The sequence below is a fragment of the Priestia sp. SIMBA_032 genome, from assembly GCF_046535215.1.
In the GTDB taxonomy this organism is placed as follows: domain Bacteria; phylum Bacillota; class Bacilli; order Bacillales; family Bacillaceae_H; genus Priestia; species Priestia aryabhattai.
Genome location: NZ_JAWRXD010000002.1, coordinates 443,133 through 461,622 on the forward strand (window position 1 = coordinate 443,133; position 18,490 = coordinate 461,622).

Sequence of the window (18,490 nt, forward strand, 5' to 3'; positions counted from 1 at the left end):
GCAGCTATATTATGTAATATATGCAGTGGATGGCACAAATCTTGCATGTATTTTAGGTGACTGCATAAACGCGCAGTATGCTCTTTAAAACGGAGCAAAAGAAAGAATGAAAAAGGAGAGGTCGAACATTCCATGACTCTTGCTACCATCTTATCTCGGATTGCTAAGCAGTCTTCTTTGACTGTTGCCGTTGCTGCAGCTGAAGACTTAGAAACAATTGAGGCAGTGTATGAAGCTGTGTCAAGGGAAGTTTCTGAATTTATTCTGTTTGGCAACGAAACGACAATTAATGAATTATTGAGGCAGTACCGCCCATCCTTACTCACTCATAAGGCTGTGACGGTCGTACATACGGAGGCCGTTTTAGAAGCGGCTCAATTGGCTGTGCGTTCAGTTCAGCAAGGTCAAGCTCATATCGTAATGAAAGGGAATTTATCCACATCGCTTATTTTAAAAGCTGTGTTAAACAAAGAGCATGGTTTGCGTACGGGAAATGTTTTATCACATGTAGCTGTGTTTGACGTTCCTCACTATGATCGTCCGATTCTTGTAACAGATGCAGCTATGAATATTACGCCGTCTCTGGAAGAGAAAGTTCAAATCATTCAAAATGCGGTGAACGTTGCCCACTCGATTGGGATCGAGATGCCAAAGGTAGCTCCTATTGCAGCGGTTGAAGTTGTGAACCCTTTGATGCCTGCAACAGTAGAGGCTGCACTTCTTGCACAGATGAACCGCAGAGGACAAATTAAAGGCTGCGTTATTGATGGACCTTTAGCACTCGACAATGCCATTAACATAGAAGCAGCCAAGCAAAAAGGCATTCAAAGTGAAGTTGCCGGTCAAGCAGATATATTACTCGTTCCAGCAATTGAAACAGGGAACGTCTTATATAAATCCCTTATTTATTTTGCTAAAGCAAAAGTTGGAGCTATTCTAGCGGGGGCAAAAGCTCCGGTCGTCTTAACATCCAGAGCAGATTCATCAGAAAGTAAATTATACTCACTGGCGCTTGCTATCAGCGTCGCTCAACAGAATTCTTAGGAGGCACTAACAATGAAAATTTTTGACTATATGGAAACATACGATTATGAGCAGTTATTATTTTGCCAAGATAAAGATTCAGGCTTAAAAGCCATTATTGCGATTCATGATACAACAATTGGACCAGCTCTAGGCGGTACGAGAATGTGGACATATGAATCAGAAGAGGCTGCAATTGAAGATGCGCTTCGTTTATCACGCGGAATGACTTATAAAAATGCAGCAGCAGGCTTGAATTTAGGCGGAGGGAAAACGGTTATTATCGGAGATCCTCGTAAAGACAAAAACGAAGCGATGTTCCGTGCATTTGGTCGCTTTATTCAAGGATTAAACGGTCGATATATTACAGCAGAAGATGTGGGCACAACGGTAGAGGATATGGATATTGTATATGAGGAAACGGATTATGTAACGGGTGTATCTCCTGCTTTTGGTTCATCAGGCAATCCATCACCAGTCACAGCCTACGGTGTATACCGAGGAATTAAAGCAGCAGCAAAAGAAGCATTTGGAACAGATATGCTTGAAGGAAAAGTAGTAGCTGTCCAAGGCGTAGGAAACGTAGCATATAATTTATGCCGCCACCTTCACGAAGAAGGAGCGAAACTTATTGTAACGGATATTAATAAAGAAGCTGTTCAGCGTGCGGTAGAAGAATTTGGTGCGCAAGCAGTAGACCCGAATGATATTTATGGTGTAGAATGTGATATCTATGCTCCTTGTGCACTCGGAGCAACGATTAACGATGAAACGATCCCTCAAATAAAAGCAAAAGTTATTGCAGGGGCAGCTAATAATCAATTGAAAGAAACGCGTCATGGTGATCTAATCCATGAATTAGGCATTGTATATGCACCGGACTATGTTATTAACGCAGGAGGCGTTATTAATGTAGCTGATGAGCTAGTTGGATATAACCGTGAGCGTGCGCTGAAAAAAGTTGAAGGTATTTATGATAATATTGAAAAGGTAGTTGAAATCTCAAAGCGAGATGGCATTCCAACCTATCTAGCAGCAGATCGCTTAGCTGAAGAAAGAATTGAAAAGCTGCGTCGTTCACGCAGTCAATTTTTACAAAATGGGCAGCATATTTTAAGTAGACGTCATACGCGCTAATGTTTGAGCTGAAGGCTAGGCAAAAGGAATAAATGAAATCCTTTCGACCTAGCCTTCGTTTATGAGAATGATAAGGTAGGAGGACATGTGTTGGATATGCACGAATATCGAATGCTGATAATAAATCCGGGTTCAACGTCTACAAAAATTGGGGTGTTTCACAACGATAAACCAATTTTTGATCGAACAATCCGCTACGATTCACAGCAAATGAATCAGTTTGAGACGATATATGCACAGTATGAGTTCCGTAAAAATTCGATTTTAGAGGCACTTGATGAAGAAGGGATTAATTTATCTAAATTAAGTGCAGTATGTGGAAGAGGAGGGCTTTTACGCCCGATTGAAGGCGGCACATACGAAGTAAATCAAGCCATGCTCAAAGATTTAAAAGACGGTTATGCCGGCCATCATGCTTCAAATTTAGGCGGGATTTTAGCGTTTGAGATTGCGTCTGGATTAAATATTCCAGCGTACATTGTTGATCCAGTGGTGGTAGATGAGCTAAGTGACATCGCTCGTATCTCAGGAACGCCTTTTATGGAAAGGAAAAGCATCTTTCACGCGCTGAATCAAAAATCGGTTGCTCGAAAAGTGGCTAAAGAAATGAATAGCACATATGACCAAATGAACGTTATTGTTACCCATATGGGCGGAGGCATTACAGTTGGAGTTCATCAACGCGGAAAAGTAATTGATGTGAATAATGGCCTGCACGGCGACGGTCCTTTTAGTCCAGAGCGCGCTGGCGGTGTACCGGTTGGTGAATTAGTTCGTCTTTGCTTTTCAGGTCAGTATTACCGCGAGGAGATTATGAAAATGCTTGTAGGAAAAGGCGGTCTTGTCGGTTATTTGGGCACATCTGACGTGCAGAAAGTCGAAGCGCTAGTGAAAAATGGAAACGAAAAAGCTAAGCTTATCTACGAAGCAATGGCTTATCAAATTTCGAAGGAAATTGGAGCTGCCAGTACGGTTTTGCATGGAAAAGTAGATGCCATTATTTTAACGGGAGGCATTGCTTATTCAAAGGCGTTTGTTGAGCTGATTATTAATCATGTAAAGTGGATTGCAGATGTCATTGTTTATCCTGGAGAAAATGAGCTTCAAGCGCTAGCTGAAGGGGCTCTCCGAGTGCTTACAGGTGAAGAAGAAGTGAAGGAATATAAAGGCGCTTAATAGCGTTTGCAGAAAGGTGTGAAGCAGTGTGGCAAAAGAATATGATTTGGTCATTCTCGGCGGTGGAACCGGAGGGTACGTAGCAGCTATTCGTGCCTCTCAGTTAGGTCTATCGGTAGCGGTTGTGGAAAAAAATAAGTTAGGCGGCACATGCCTGCACGCAGGGTGTATCCCAAGCAAAGCTTTACTAAGAAGTGCAGAAGTCTATCAAACGGCTAAGAAAAGCAGTGAATTTGGCGTAGAAACGTCCAATGTACTATTGAACTATGCACGTGTACAAGAACGAAAGTCAGAAATTGTTTCACAGTTACATAATGGTGTCAAACAGCTAATGAAAAAAGGTAAAATTGACGTATATGAAGGAATTGGCCGTATTTTAGGACCTTCTATTTTTTCTCCTATGCCAGGAACCATCTCCGTTGAATTAAAAAGCGGTGAAGAAAACGAAATGCTTATTCCAAAGAATGTAATTATCGCAACGGGATCTCGTCCTAGAACATTACCTGATTTAACAATTGACGGAGAGAAAGTAATCACTTCAGATGAAGCATTAAAGATGGAAACACTTCCTTCTTCTATTATTATTGTGGGAGGCGGCGTCATCGGAATTGAATGGGCGTCAATGCTCACAGATTTTGATGTTGATGTAACGGTTGTTGAATACAGCGATCGAATTTTACCAACAGAAGATCAAGATATCTCCCGTGAAATGACGAAGCTTTTAAAAGCAAAAGGAGTTACCATTATTACTTCTGCTAAAGTAATGGCTGATACACTGTCTATTGATGATCAGGTTAAAATATCGGCTCAAGTAGGAGACGATATGCAAGAATATGAAGCGGAAAAGCTGCTTGTATCTGTAGGGCGTCAAGCGAATGTCGAAGGAATTGGTCTCGAGAATACCGATATTGTAGTAGAAAACGGTGTGATTGCCACAAATGATTTTTATCAAACGAAAGAATCTCATATCTACGCAATTGGAGATGTGATTGGCGGACTGCAGCTTGCACACGTAGCTTCTCACGAAGGAATTGTAGCTGTGGAGCATTTACATGGTGAAAAGCCTTTGAAGATTGATTATACAACAATCTCTAAATGCGTATACAGCAGCCCGGAGGCAGCAAGTGTAGGATTAACAGAACAAGAAGCAAAACAGCAAGGGTTTCAGCTGAAGGTTGGAAAGTTTCCGTTTAAGGCCGTTGGAAAAGCTCTTGTGTATGGAGAGGCAGAGGGATTTGTTAAAATTATTGCTGATGCCGACACAAATGATGTCCTTGGTGTGCATATGATTGGACCTCACGTGACGGATATGATCTCTGAAGCGGGTCTTGCAAAGGTATTGGATGCTACACCATGGGAAATTGCTCATACCATTCATCCTCACCCTAGCCTTTCAGAAGCGATGGGAGAAGCTTCATTAGCTGTAGATGGAAAAGCGATTCATTTTTGATGATTAAAGGAGGTTTAAACATGACAAAAAACCGTCATGAATCATTAGGATTAACTGATGAACAAGTACTTGAAATGTACCGCACTATGCTGCTTGCACGAAAAATTGATGAGCGTATGTGGCTCTTAAACCGTGCAGGGAAGGTGCCTTTTGTTATTTCATGTCAAGGTCAAGAAGCCGCTCAGGTTGGCGCAGCTTTTGCCTTAAACAGAGACAATGATTACATATTACCTTATTACCGCGATCTGGGTGTTGTGCTAGCATTTGGAATGACCGCGCGCGATTTAATGCTTTCTGGGTTTGCTAAAGCAGAAGATCCAAACTCAGGAGGTCGTCAAATGCCAGGTCACTTTGGCCATAAAGAAAAGCGAATTGTAACAGGATCTTCTCCAGTTACAACACAGGTGCCTCATGCAGTAGGAATCGCTTTAGCAGGACGATTGGAGAAAAAAGACTTAGTAACGTTTGTTACGTTTGGAGAAGGATCTTCTAACCAAGGAGACTTCCACGAAGGCGCGAACTTTGCAGGTGTTCATAAGCTTCCTGTTATCTTTATGTGTGAAAATAACAAGTATGCGATTTCTGTTCCGGTTGAAAAGCAGCTAGGGTGCGCAAAAGTATCTGATCGTGCGATTGGATATGGTATGCCAGGCTACACAATTGATGGAAACGACGTCCTTGAAGTATACCGAGTGGTAAAAGAAGCAAGAGATCGTGCATCCAGAGGAGAAGGGCCTACTCTTATTGAAACTGTTTCAGAGCGTTTGACTGCCCATTCAAGTGATGACGATGATCGTGCATATCGCGGAGCAGAAGAATTGTCTGAAGCTAAAAAGAGTGATCCGCTTGCGTACTTTGCGACTTATTTAAAAGAGGTTAACGTGTTAACCGATGAACGAGAAAAACAAATGCTTGATGATATTATGAACATCGTTAATGATGCAACAGATTATGCTGAAAACGCTCCTTATGCAGAAGCGGAATCGGCTTTAAAATACGTGTACGGTGAGTAAGGAGGAGAACATATGCCGGTTATTTCATATATTGATGCAGTAACAATGGCCATTCGTGAAGAAATGGAAAGAGATTCCCGCGTGTTTGTATTAGGAGAAGACGTAGGGAAAAAAGGCGGCGTATTTAAAGCAACCAACGGACTGTACGAACAGTTCGGAGAAGAAAGAGTTATTGACACCCCTCTTGCAGAGTCTGCTATTGCAGGCGTAGGAATCGGAGCGGCAATGTACGGTATGCGTCCGATTGCTGAAATGCAGTTTGCTGATTTTATTATGCCTGCAGTCAATCAAATTGTGTCAGAAGCAGCAAAAATTCGCTATCGTTCTAATAATGATTGGAGTTGTCCAATTACAATTCGAGCTCCTTACGGCGGCGGAGTTCACGGCGCTCTTTATCATTCTCAATCTGTTGAAGCACTATTTGCCAATACGCCAGGGTTAAAGATTGTGATGCCTTCTACGCCTTATGACGTAAAAGGATTATTAAAAGCAGCTATTCGTGATGAGGATCCAGTTCTTTTCTTTGAGCATAAGCGTGCGTACCGTTTGATTAAAGGAGAAGTCCCTGAAGATGATTATGTACTTCCGATTGGCAAAGCAGATGTAAAGAGAGAAGGAGACGACATCACGGTTATTACTTATGGTCTTTGTGTACACTTTGCTCTTCAAGCTGCTGAAAAACTGGAAGCAGACGGTATTTCAGCACACATCTTAGATTTAAGAACGGTCTATCCGCTTGATAAAGAAGCTATTATAGAAGCAGCCTCTAAAACAGGTAAGGTTCTGCTTTTAACGGAAGACAACAAAGAAGGCAGCATCATGAGCGAAGTAGCAGCTATTATTGCTGAACACTGCTTATTTGATTTAGATGCGCCAATTCAGCGCCTTGCTGGCCCTGACGTTCCAGCTATGCCGTATGCACCAACAATGGAAAAATATTTTATGGTGAATCCAGATAAAGTAGAAAAAGCAATGAGAGAATTAGCTGAATTTTAAAAGGAGTTGTATCAATTGGCTATTGAAAAAATTACGATGCCGCAGCTCGGTGAAAGTGTAACAGAGGGTACAATTAGCAAATGGCTCGTTTCTGTTGGAGATCACGTAAATAAGTACGACCCGTTAGCTGAAGTCATGACGGATAAAGTAAATGCTGAAGTGCCTTCTTCTTTTAGCGGAACAATAAAAGAGTTAATTGCAGGTGAGGATGATACTTTACCCGTGGGAGAAGTGATTTGTTTAATTGAAGTAGAAGGAACTGTACCTCAAAAAGAACAGAAAACGTCTGATAAGACTGTAGAAGAATCAGCGCCAAAAACAGCGGACAGTCAATCGAATAAAAGCCGATACTCTCCAGCTGTTATGCGTCTGTCACAAGAGAATAATATTAATTTAGATACCGTGACTGGAACAGGTGCGGGCGGCCGCATTACAAGAAAAGATATTTTAGCTGTTATTGAAAAAGGTGGAGCTGCTGAAGTGAAAGAAACACCTGCATCAACAGTTCAGCCAGAAGCACCTGTAGCAGCTGCTGCTCCGAAAACGAAGCAGCCCGCGCCGGTTGTGTCTGCAGCAGGAGATCAAGAAATCCCTGTTTCAGGCGTGCGTAAAGCTATTGCAGCAAATATGCTTCGCAGTAAACATGAAATTCCGCATGCATGGACAATGGTTGAAGTTGATGTAACGAACTTAGTTTCTTATCGTGATTCATTAAAGACGGAGTTCAAACAAAAAGAAGGTTTTAACTTAACTTATTTTGCGTTCTTCGTAAAAGCAGTGGCTCAGGCTTTAAAAGAATTCCCTCAAATGAATTCAATGTGGGCAGGAGACCGTATTGTCCAGAAAAAAGATATTAATGTATCCATTGCTGTTGCAACAGACGATGCTTTATTTGTGCCGGTTATTAAACAAGCCGATGAAAAGACAATCAAAGGCATTGCGCGTGAAATTACAGAGCTCGCGCAAAAAGTTCGTACGGGTTCATTGAAGTCTGAAGACATGCAGGGCGGAACGTTTACTGTTAACAACACAGGCTCATTTGGTTCCGTGCAATCAATGGGGATTATTAATTACCCGCAAGCGGCTATTTTACAAGTGGAATCTATTGTAAAACGTCCGGTTATTATTGATAACATGATTGCTGTTCGAGATATGGTTAACTTATGTTTATCACTTGATCACCGCGTGTTAGATGGCTTGGTGTGCGGCAGATTCTTGGCAAGAGTTAAAGAGATTTTAGAATCTACGTCTAAAGAGAATACGTCCGTCTATTAAAAAAAGCAAATGGAGCTTTCTCCATTTGCTTTTTTATTTTGAAGCAATGATTGAACAATTTGTAAAAGATGTATTAAAATAAAAGAAGAATCGTCAAACTTCAAAGTGTAATCATCTAGGTCTAGCAGGCAGCTATTAACTGTAAAGGGGCATGGAAATGAAAACAAATACATTATCATTTCATGAATTTACACGTACACCTAAAGAAGATTGGGCACAGGAAGTTAGCAAAAACACCGCGCTCCGCTCAAAAGAAACGTTAGAAAACATCTTTTTGAAACCGCTTTATTTTGAAAGTGATACGGCACATTTGGACTACTTGCAGCAGAGTGCGGCGGGAATAGATTGTTTAAGAGGAGCGGGTAAAGAATCATACATACCAGGGGAATGGGAAGTCACCCAAAAAATTGACTTACCTTCTATTAAAGAAAGCAATAAACTTCTTTTACACAGTTTGAGAAATGGACAAAATACGGCCGCATTTACGTGCAGTGAAGCAATGAGGAAAGGAAAAGACGTGGATGAAGCAACTGAAGCTGAAGTAGCCTCAGGCGCTACAATTTCTACTTTAGAGGATGTTGCTCATTTGTTTCAGCATGTAGCTCTTGAAGCTGTGCCTTTATTTTTAAATACGGGATGTACATCCGTTCCACTTCTTTCTTTTCTAAAAGCATACTGTGCTGATCATAACTTTGATATGAGACAGCTAACAGGTACAGTTGGAATGGATCCGCTCGGCAGCCTTGCTGAATACGGGAGAGTTCCACTTTCTACTCGAGATTTATACGATCATTTAGTTTACGCAACGCGTTTGGCTCACAGTAATGTCCCAGAGCTCAAAACGATCATTGTATCAAGCATTCCTTACCATAACAGCGGTGCAAACGCTGTTCAAGAACTAGCTTATATGCTTGCTACAGGGGTGCAGTATATTGATGAATGCATGAAACGCGGTTTGTCCTTACATCAAGTTTTACCTCACATGACCTTTTCTTTTTCAGTTAGCTCACATTTATTTATGGAAATATCAAAAATTCGTGCTTTTCGCATGCTTTGGGCAAATGTGGTTCGTGCTTTTGATGACACGGCCGTTTCAGTGCCGTTTATCCATACGGAAACGTCACATCTTACACAGTCTAAAGAAGACATGTATACAAATGCATTAAGGAGCACGGTTCAAGCATTTGCTTCTATTGTAGGAGGGGCGGATAGTCTGCATATTGAACCATATGATTCCGTCACATCCTCATCTTCTCAGTTCGCTCATCGCCTTGCACGTAATACTCACTTAATTTTGCAGCACGAAACACATATATCAAAAGTAATGGACCCTGCCGGAGGCTCTTGGTACGTTGAAGCTTACACACATGAATTAATGACAAAAGCTTGGGAGTTATTTGGCAAAATTGAAGACCACGGCGGAATGGAAGAAGCTTTAAAACAAGGGCGAATTCAAGATGAAGTTGAACAAATGAGAGTAAAAAGACAAGGAGATATAGAATGCCGAATTGAGCGCTTGATCGGAGTCACACACTATGCTCCTAAGCAACACGCTGCATCTGAAGAGATAAAAAGCACTCTGTCTAAAAAAGAAGAAAGAAAAATGAATAAATACAGTGACCAGAACACTTCGGAATTTTCATCAAATCTTTCGTTAGAGGACTATATAAAGCTAGCATCTAAAGGGGTAACAGCAGGGTGGATGCTAAAACAAATGGCGAAGCAGTCACAGCCTGACAGTGTTGTGCCGCTCACTAAGTGGAGAGCAGCAGAGAAGTTTGAAAAAATACGGGTTTATACAAAGGGAATGAGCATTGGCATTATGGAGCTCACCGATCCTAGCAGCCATAAAAAAGCTGAGATTGCCCGGTCTTTATTTGAAAGCGCAGGCTTTGCGTGTGAAACAATTAAAAACATAGATTCCTACGTCGAGATAGCAGATTGGATGAATGAACAAAAGCACGAAGCATATGTGATCTGTGGAAGTGATGAACTCGTGGAAAAGCTCTTAACAAAAGCGATGACTTATTTTGAGGAAGATTCGGTTTATGTGTACGTAGTGGGAGAAGAACATGTATCACGCAAAACGCAGTGGCAGCAAAAAGGTGTAATGAGCGTCATACATCCTAAGACGAATGTTATTCAATGCGTTAAGAAGTTATTATGTGCTTTGGAGGTAGAAGTTCATGTATAAAAAGCCTTCTTTTTCTAATATTCCATTATCATTTTCAAAGCAGCAAAGAGAAGATGACGTGACTCAAAGTTCATTCACTGCTTTTCAAACAAATGAACAAATTGAATTAAAATCATTATATACAAAAAAAGACAGAGATAACCTCGACTTTATTCACTTTGCACCTGGTATTCCACCGTTTGTGAGAGGACCGTATGCAACGATGTATGTAAATCGGCCTTGGACTATTAGACAGTATGCAGGATACTCAACGGCGGAGGAAAGCAATGCCTTTTACCGCCGAAACCTAGCTGCAGGACAGAAAGGGCTGTCTGTTGCTTTTGACCTGGCTACCCACCGCGGCTATGACTCTGATCATCCAAGAGTTGTGGGAGATGTAGGGAAAGCAGGCGTGGCAATTGATTCAATGATTGATATGAAGCAGCTGTTTGAAGGGATTCCGCTTGATCAAATGTCCGTGTCGATGACGATGAACGGGGCGGTGCTTCCTATTTTAGCTTTCTACATCGTAACAGCTGAAGAACAAGGCGTAAAAAAAGAAAAGCTGGCTGGAACCATTCAAAACGATATTTTAAAAGAATATATGGTGCGCAATACGTATATTTATCCTCCTGAGATGTCAATGCGAATCATTGCGGATATTTTTAAATATACAGCGGAGTACATGCCGAAATTTAACAGTATCAGTATATCAGGCTATCATATGCAAGAAGCAGGTGCTCCAGCAGACTTAGAGCTTGCTTATACGCTTGCAGACGGACTTGAATATGTACGAACCGGCTTGAAAGCGGGAATTACAATTGACGCATTTGCTCCGCGGCTATCCTTTTTCTGGGCAATTGGAATGAACTATTTTATGGAAGTAGCGAAAATGAGAGCAGGGAGGCTGCTGTGGGCAAAACTAATGAAGCAGTTTGAGCCGGATAATCCTAAATCTCTAGCTCTTAGAACGCATTCTCAAACGTCCGGATGGAGCTTAACGGAGCAGGATCCATTTAATAATGTTATTAGAACATGCGTCGAAGCTTTGGCTGCAGTGTCAGGTCATACGCAGTCGCTTCATACAAATGCACTGGATGAAGCGATTGCTCTTCCAACTGATTTTTCAGCCAGAATTGCTCGAAACACGCAGCTTTATTTGCAAAATGAAACGGAGATTTGTTCCGTTATTGATCCTTGGGGAGGCTCTTATTACGTGGAATCATTAACGAATGAATTAATGATAAAAGCGTGGAAGCACCTTGAAGAAATAGAGCAGCTCGGCGGAATGACAAAAGCAATAGAAGCAGGCGTACCTAAAATGAAAATAGAAGAAGCAGCTGCGCGCAGACAAGCAAGAATAGACTCGCAGGCAGAAATTATTGTAGGTGTGAATCAGTTTGAGCCGGAGCAAGAAGAACCGCTTGATATTCTTGATATTGATAACACAGCAGTTCGAATGAAGCAGCTGGAAAAGTTAAAGAAAATACGCAGTGAACGTAATGAACAAGCGGTAATCGAAGCGCTTAATCGACTGACCACTTGTGCCAAAACAGGTGAAGGAAATCTCCTTGCTTTTGCGGTTGAAGCTGCAAGAGCTAGAGCTACACTAGGTGAAATTTCAGAAGCTATTGAGAAAGTGGCTGGAAGACATCAGGCTACTTCTAAGTCAGTGAGCGGTGTATACAGTGCGGAGTTTGTGCATCGAGATCAAATCGAAGAAGTTCGAGAGCTCACGGCTGAATTTTTAGAGGAAGAAGGAAGACGCCCAAGAATTTTAGTTGCGAAAATGGGGCAAGACGGTCATGATAGAGGATCGAAAGTGATTTCAACAGCCTTTGCTGACCTTGGATTTGATGTGGATATTGGTCCTTTATTTCAAACGCCTGAAGAGACAGCAAGGCAAGCTGTAGAAAACGACGTACATGTGATTGGCATAAGTTCTTTGGCAGCCGGGCATAAAACGTTACTGCCGCAGCTTGTTGATGAGTTAAAGAAATTAGAGCGCGACGATATCGTTGTTATTGTCGGAGGCGTTATTCCTAAACAAGACTATTCATTTCTTTTAGAACACGGCGCTTCTGCAATCTTTGGACCTGGAACAGTAATCCCAAAAGCGGCCGTTTCCGTCTTACATGAAATAAAGAAACGGTTAGAAGAATAGTTGGTGAAGACAATTGATGAAATTAAAAACGGTACAAGATTATAAACAAGGGCTGCTTGAAGGGAAAAGAACAGCGTTAGCTCAAGCCATTACTTTAATTGAAAGTAAAGCGCCGAAGCATAAAGCAATAGCACAACAGCTGATTAAAGAAATCTATCCTCATACGGGGCATTCAGTGCGCATTGGTTTTACAGGCGTACCAGGAGCAGGAAAAAGTACGCTGATTGACAAATTTGGATCGTACCTATGCAAAAACGGCTATTCCGTTGCAGTTTTGGCAGTCGATCCAAGCAGTACTTTGTCTGGAGGAAGTATTTTAGGAGATAAAACCAGAATGGAGCTGCTTGCCAAACAAGAGAACGCTTTTGTCCGTCCTTCACCTTCTCAAGGAACGCTTGGAGGTGTCCATCTTAAAACGAGAGAAGCCATTTTTCTTTGTGAATCGGCTGGGTATAACATCATATTTGTCGAAACGATGGGTGTTGGCCAAGGTGAAATGATTGTAAAAGAGATGGTAGACTTCTTTGTTTTGCTTGCTTTAACCGGAGCAGGAGATGATTTGCAAGGAATTAAAAAAGGGCTGCTTGAATGGGTTAATTTGATTTGTGTAAATAAAGCAGACGGAGATAACCGGCTAAAAGCAGAAGTGACTGCAAAAGAATACAAAAGTGTCATCGGTTTTCTTCACGGTCATTCCGGAGGATGGAAACCACAGGTCATCACAACTTCTGCTTATGAAGAAGCATCATTTCAAAACTTGTGGAAGATAATTTGTGACTATAAGGAATGGATGAATAAAAAAGATCTGTTTTATGCAGTAAGACAAAAGCAAATGAAGGCATGGTTACAGGCAAGTGTTAATGAATATTTGCAAGAATCATTTTATGAACATCCTTTAGTTAAGCAAACATTAGGGGATGTTGAAAAACAAATGATGACGGGAGATGCCACAATGGCTGAAGCTCTCGAACACTTGATTAAAATCTATCAGCAGGCGATGAAAGAAATATAAAAAAGGATCCTGCATTTTATACGGATCCTTCTACACTAGGGAGTTAAGAGTATGGTTTTCTAGCTGTAAAAATAGTATTGCCATTTCTTTTCTTGTTTAATCTTGATTACCAAGAAAAAAATGAGTCAAAGCAATCGCCTTTTTAGTTTTCGTTTGCTATGATAAAGAATAGATAGCAAAAGGGAGGTATGAAAATGAATATCGATTTTAACTTGTTCATGAACGACGTTGTTCGTCAAGCCCGTAAAGAAATTACAGCTGCTGGTTATACAGAATTAACGACGGCTGAAGCGGTAGATGAAACGTTTAAACAGCCTGGTACAACGCTTGTAATGGTGAATTCAGTTTGCGGTTGTGCAGGAGGTATTGCAAGACCTGCTGCAGCGCACGCTGTACATTATGATAAACGTCCAACAAACTTGGTTACAGTATTTGCTGGCCAAGATAAAGAAGCAACTGCACGTGCACGCGAATACTTTGAAGGTTATCCGCCTTCATCGCCGTCTTTCGCCTTATTAAAAGACGGAAAAATTATCACAATGGTAGAGCGTCACGAAATTGAAGGCCATGAGCCAATGTCAGTTGTGATGAAGCTGCAAGAAGCGTTCGAACAGCACTGTGAAGAAGTGTAAGAGAGAAGCCGTTTTGAACGGCTTCTTTTTTTATGCGTTTTTTTACCTATCTGTATGCAGGCTTTCTAACGAGTGGAAAATGTTGAGAAAAGGTATTTTCAAATAGTGAAACTTATATTTAAAAAAGATATTGCATATTTATAACGTTGTGTTAAAATACATTTATATGAATATATATTTAAATTTCGACATTTACTTGCAATAGTAAAAAACTTATTTCATAATATTATTAATTTTTAAAAAATAATGTAAGGAATAAACTAGGGGGAACGAAGATGAAATTGAAAAAGTGGTTATCGGTAACGGCAATTGGTCTCTTAACAGCAGGCGTTTTAGCTGCATGCGGAGCAGGAGAAGGAACGTCTAATGGCGGAGCAAGCAGCGACGACAAAGATAAAAAAGTACTTGTAATGGGAACATCAGCAGATTACCCGCCATTTGAATATATTGATACGGCAAAAGGTGATAGTGAAGCAATCGGATTTGACGTAGATTTAGCAAAAACAATCGGTAAAAAGTTAGGCTATGACGTACAGGTAAAGGATATGGAATTTGGCGGATTAATTCCAGCTTTACAATCTAATAAAGTCGATTTAGTTTTAGCCGGTATGACGCCAACTGAAAAGCGTAAAAAGAACGTGGACTTCTCAGACGTATACTACGAAGCAAAAAACATGATTGTATCGAAGAAAGATGCGCCAATTAAAAACGCAGAAGAACTAAAAGGAAAAACAGTCGGTGTACAAACTTCTTCTATTCAAGCAGACGAAGCAAAAGAAATTGCAAAAGAAGTTGACGGAGTAAATGTAACAACGCGTGACCGTATTCCAGAACTAATTCAAGAAATGAAATCAAATCGTATCGATGCAGCGATTATTGAAGATACAGTAGCTAAAGGGTATGTGAACAAAGACAAAAGCTTGCAAATGTCTGATACAGGACGTCCAGATTCAAGTAAAGGATCAGCAATCGCATTTCCTAAAGACAGCAAGCTAACGAATGACTTTAACCGTGAATTAAAGAAAATGAAAGAAAACGGTGAATTGGATAAATTAATCGTTAAGTGGTTTGACGACCAAAAATAAGAATGATAGTTAGAGAGGAATGGAACTAGGCATGAATTTGGATTTTTCGCAAATCGTGCCTTCTATGCCTTATATTTTAAAAGGGATAGGGGTAACGATACAGATAGTCCTAGCTTCAGCAATTTTAGGGTTTGTGCTGGGAGTTATTTTATCTTTATGTAAAATCAGCCGCAATAAACCTCTTCAATGGTTTGCGGATGCATATACGTCCGTGTTTCGCGGAACACCGCTTGTACTGCAATTATTATTAATATACTTTGGGTTGCCTCAGCTGCTTGGGTTTGATATTGCCCCGTTTCCTGCGGCCGTTGCTGCGTTCGGGCTAAACTCTGCAGCATATATATCTGAAATTATTCGCGCTGGTATTTTAGCTGTTGATAAAGGACAGCGTGAAGCGGCATTAGCGTTAGGAATTCCTTATCGCCGCATGATGGGACAAATTATTTTGCCACAGGCACTTAAAAATATTTTACCTGCTTTAATGAATGAGTTCATTACATTAACAAAGGAATCAGCTATCGTTACAGTTATTGGAGCACTCGACATTATGCGCCGTGCTTACATTGTAGGGGGAGAAAAATTCGCCTACCTTGAACCGTTAATTTTTGCAGGGTTGATTTATTATGTAATGGTAATGGGCTTAACGCTCCTTGGTAAAGCAGTCGAGAGGAGAATGAGAAAAGGTGATTAACGTTGAAAATTTACACAAATCATTTGGTAAGAATGAAGTTTTAAAAGGTATTTCAACTACGATTAAGGAAAAAGAAGTCGTAGCCGTTATTGGCCCTTCTGGTTCTGGTAAATCTACTTTTTTACGCTGTATGAACCTGCTTGAAGAACCGACGAGCGGATTAGTTTCAATTAACGGTCAAGTGATTACAGATAAAAAAACAAACATTATGCGTGTGCGTGAAAACGTAGGAATGGTATTTCAGCATTTTCACTTGTTTCCACATATGACCGTGCTTGAAAATTTGACGTATGCTCCGATGACGGTAAAAGGCGTGTCAAGAGAAACGGCTGTTGCTAAAGGCAAAGAATTACTCCAAAAAGTTGGACTTGCTCAAAAAGCCAACGAGTTTCCAAGTCGCTTATCGGGCGGTCAAAAGCAGCGTGTAGCTATTGCAAGAGCATTGGCAATGGAGCCGAAAGTGATGCTGTTTGACGAACCAACCTCAGCATTGGATCCAGAGATGGTAAAAGAAGTACTAGATGTAATGAAGTCGCTAACAGAAACAGGAATGACGATGGTCATTGTAACGCATGAAATGGGATTTGCACGAGAAGTAGCGGATCGCGTGCTGTTTTTAGACGGCGGTGTGCTTGTTGAAGATGCGCCTCCGGCGGAATTTTTCTCAGCGCCTAAAAGCAAGCGTGCTAAAGATTTCTTAGAAAAGATTTTATAATAAAAAAAGTGCAGGAAGAGTACGATCTTTTCTGCACTTTTTTTATTGGAATTTATACGGTACAGCAAGATTTAAGGTTGTGTTATTTTTCTATTCGTGTTAATAAAGAATAGAGTATTTTATCACACTAAAAAGAAACCAACATGTAGGAGTCTAGAAAATGAAATTTAAAATTGGGTACCGGACAATTAAAACAGCCGTCGGTACATCACTGGCTATTATTATAGCTCAGTTCTTTCACCTCGAGTTTTTTGTATCAGCTGGAATTATCACCATTTTGTGCATTCAAAATTCAAAGAAAAAATCGTTGCGGAGTGCAAGCGATCGTTTTATTGCTTGTTCTTTATCCATTCTGTTTTCGTTTATATTCTTTGAAGGGATTGCTTATCATCCACTTGTTATAGGACTGATGATGCTTTTGTTTATCCCCGTTACGGTTATATTCAAAGTTAATGCAGGCATTGTGACAAGCTCCGTTATTTTGCTTCATATTTACTCCAAAGGCAATATGACATGGGGAATCGTCTTTAATGAACTTGGCTTAATTGTAATTGGGATAGGTGTTGCCCTGCTTGTGAATTTATATATGCCAAGTTTAGATCAAGAGCTTCGCACGTATCAGCAAGAAATTGAAGAGAATTTCCGGTCGATGTTAAAAGAAATTGCCCAGTATCTCAGAACCAATGACAGCAGTTGGGACGGTAAGGAAATTGCAGATACGGTAAAAATTTTAGAAAAAGCAAAAAGCCTTGCGTTTCGTGATGTAGAAAATCATTTTGTGCGTGGGGAAAATTATTATTACCGCTATTTTAAAATTCGTGAAAAACAGCTTGAAATTATTGAGCGTACGCTTCCTCTCATTACCGCTATTGATTTGGTGTTAGAACAGCGATACATGATTGCCGATTTCATTGAAGAATTAAGTCTATCCATTCACCCCGGTAATACAGCAAAATTATTTTTAGCCAAACTTCAGCATTTACGAGAAGCGTTTGCGGAGATGCCGCTTCCTAAAACGCGGGAAGAGTTCGAAGCGCGGGCCGATTTACTGCACGTAGTCAAAGAAATTGAACAATATTTGGTTATTAAACAAACCTTAAAAATAAGTTAAAACAGCATGCATGTTGTTTATCTTGCTTACGAACACTAAAAAAGACAAGAGATCTCTCTTGTCTTTTACTTAGGACTAACGTAAGGTGGTGGATTACGTGCATGTGTTTGCTTTTATCCTTTTACTACTATCTCCGGTTTGGCCATTAGGAGAAAATCCGTTGCCAAATGATCCTTATATTATTATTAATAAACAAAGCAATGAGCTTGCTTATATCCAAAATAAAGAAATTAAACAAGTTATTAAAGTAGCAACGGGGAAAACAGTTAATCTGACGCCCGAAGGGGAATTCACGGTAACAGTAAAAGCTGTTAATCCTTATTATCGGAGAAGTAACATTAAAGGAGGCGCTCCTCAAAATCCTCTAGGTGTAAGGTGGATTGGATTTGATGCAAGAGAGACTGACGGACGTATTTATGGCATTCACGGTACAAATCAGCCGGACTCCATCGGTAAATATGTATCAAATGGCTGTATTCGCGTAGAAAATCGTGAAGTAAGCCATTTATATGATCAAGTCCCGTTAGGTACAAAAGTATGGATTGTATCTACAGATCAATCTTTCGAAGAGTTAGCTGCTCAAAAAGGCATTGTGAATATACAGCAAAAGACTGGTGACTAGTCACCAGTCTTTTTTATATGTTTGCATTGCACAAAGAAACAGCAGTGCAGCTATGTTTTTAGTCATCAGTCCCGATTAAAACCACATGGCAAGTCCAGCTAAAAGCGTAGATATTAACATGACAAGAAGCATTAAAAACACAATGGTTTTTTGGATTTTCTTATTAGACATACAACCAAAGTCCTCCTACACGTTTTTTTCTTATTTTACATGTC

The 18,490-nt window shown here is 40.5% G+C and carries 17 protein-coding genes; 16 read left to right on the plus strand and 1 reads right to left on the minus strand.

Annotated elements, in window-relative coordinates; translation table 11 throughout:
- Nucleotides 1-132: 132 nt before the first annotated feature.
- From yqiS to SB717_RS08305, 16 genes are all read left to right on the plus strand, one after another.
- A complete protein-coding gene (gene yqiS, locus SB717_RS08230) occupies nt 133-1,044 on the plus strand; it encodes a phosphate butyryltransferase (RefSeq protein WP_074677465.1) in 912 nt (303 codons plus the stop codon).
- 12 nt (nt 1,045-1,056) lie between these two features.
- Nucleotides 1,057-2,160: a branched-chain amino acid dehydrogenase gene (gene bcd / locus SB717_RS08235; protein ID WP_013059125.1), complete on the plus strand. Its 1,104-nt coding sequence runs from the start codon at nt 1,057-1,059 to the stop codon at nt 2,158-2,160.
- A gap of 96 nt (nt 2,161-2,256) precedes the next feature.
- On the plus strand, nt 2,257-3,336 hold the full coding sequence (gene buk, locus SB717_RS08240; protein WP_372491348.1) for a butyrate kinase: 1,080 nt from the start codon (nt 2,257-2,259) through the stop codon (nt 3,334-3,336).
- A 28-nt stretch (nt 3,337-3,364) separates the two neighbouring features.
- Entirely contained in the window at nt 3,365-4,786 is a 1,422-nt protein-coding gene (lpdA, locus tag SB717_RS08245) for a dihydrolipoyl dehydrogenase (protein ID WP_098622861.1), read from the plus strand.
- 20 nt (nt 4,787-4,806) lie between these two features.
- The gene (locus SB717_RS08250) at nt 4,807-5,799 is read left to right on the plus strand and encodes a thiamine pyrophosphate-dependent dehydrogenase E1 component subunit alpha (RefSeq protein WP_074677462.1); all 993 of its coding nucleotides are present in this window, start codon (nt 4,807-4,809) and stop codon (nt 5,797-5,799) included.
- A gap of 12 nt (nt 5,800-5,811) precedes the next feature.
- Nucleotides 5,812-6,795, plus strand: coding sequence for an alpha-ketoacid dehydrogenase subunit beta (locus SB717_RS08255; protein ID WP_098622862.1), 984 nt, complete (start codon nt 5,812-5,814; stop codon nt 6,793-6,795).
- A 15-nt stretch (nt 6,796-6,810) separates the two neighbouring features.
- The gene (locus SB717_RS08260; RefSeq protein WP_074677460.1) at nt 6,811-8,070 is read left to right on the plus strand and encodes a dihydrolipoamide acetyltransferase family protein; all 1,260 of its coding nucleotides are present in this window, start codon (nt 6,811-6,813) and stop codon (nt 8,068-8,070) included.
- Nucleotides 8,071-8,227: 157 nt separating this feature from the next.
- Nucleotides 8,228-10,264, plus strand: coding sequence for an acyl-CoA mutase large subunit family protein (locus SB717_RS08265; RefSeq protein WP_410903562.1), 2,037 nt, complete (start codon nt 8,228-8,230; stop codon nt 10,262-10,264).
- Nucleotides 10,257-12,407 carry a methylmalonyl-CoA mutase gene (gene scpA, locus SB717_RS08270; protein WP_193424384.1) on the plus strand — a complete coding sequence of 717 codons (2,151 nt, stop codon included), beginning with the start codon at nt 10,257-10,259 and terminating at the stop codon, nt 12,405-12,407. Before SB717_RS08265 ends, scpA begins: the two co-directional genes overlap by 8 nt.
- Before the next feature lie 16 nt (nt 12,408-12,423).
- Entirely contained in the window at nt 12,424-13,419 is a 996-nt protein-coding gene (meaB, locus tag SB717_RS08275) for a methylmalonyl Co-A mutase-associated GTPase MeaB (protein ID WP_098622865.1), read from the plus strand.
- 194 nt (nt 13,420-13,613) lie between these two features.
- On the plus strand, nt 13,614-14,051 hold the full coding sequence (locus SB717_RS08280) for a BrxA/BrxB family bacilliredoxin (protein WP_013084970.1): 438 nt from the start codon (nt 13,614-13,616) through the stop codon (nt 14,049-14,051).
- Nucleotides 14,052-14,332: 281 nt separating this feature from the next.
- Nucleotides 14,333-15,136 carry a transporter substrate-binding domain-containing protein gene (locus SB717_RS08285; protein ID WP_026106695.1) on the plus strand — a complete coding sequence of 268 codons (804 nt, stop codon included), beginning with the start codon at nt 14,333-14,335 and terminating at the stop codon, nt 15,134-15,136.
- A gap of 31 nt (nt 15,137-15,167) precedes the next feature.
- Nucleotides 15,168-15,827: an amino acid ABC transporter permease gene (locus tag SB717_RS08290; RefSeq protein WP_013059114.1), complete on the plus strand. Its 660-nt coding sequence runs from the start codon at nt 15,168-15,170 to the stop codon at nt 15,825-15,827.
- Nucleotides 15,820-16,542 carry an amino acid ABC transporter ATP-binding protein gene (locus SB717_RS08295; RefSeq protein WP_057243198.1) on the plus strand — a complete coding sequence of 241 codons (723 nt, stop codon included), beginning with the start codon at nt 15,820-15,822 and terminating at the stop codon, nt 16,540-16,542. The genes SB717_RS08290 and SB717_RS08295 overlap by 8 nt, the downstream gene beginning before the upstream one ends.
- 160 nt (nt 16,543-16,702) lie before the next feature.
- A complete protein-coding gene (locus SB717_RS08300; protein WP_410903563.1) occupies nt 16,703-17,653 on the plus strand; it encodes an aromatic acid exporter family protein in 951 nt (316 codons plus the stop codon).
- Between the two features lie 97 nt (nt 17,654-17,750).
- Nucleotides 17,751-18,275, plus strand: a complete 525-nt coding sequence (locus SB717_RS08305) for a L,D-transpeptidase (protein WP_410903564.1) — start codon at nt 17,751-17,753, stop codon at nt 18,273-18,275.
- Nucleotides 18,276-18,350: 75 nt separating this feature from the next.
- Here the strand turns inward: SB717_RS08305 and prli42 are convergent, their stop codons facing one another.
- Nucleotides 18,351-18,446, minus strand: coding sequence for a stressosome-associated protein Prli42 (gene prli42 / locus SB717_RS08310; protein ID WP_149917156.1), 96 nt, complete (start codon nt 18,444-18,446; stop codon nt 18,351-18,353).
- Between the last annotated feature and the right edge of the window lie 44 nt (nt 18,447-18,490).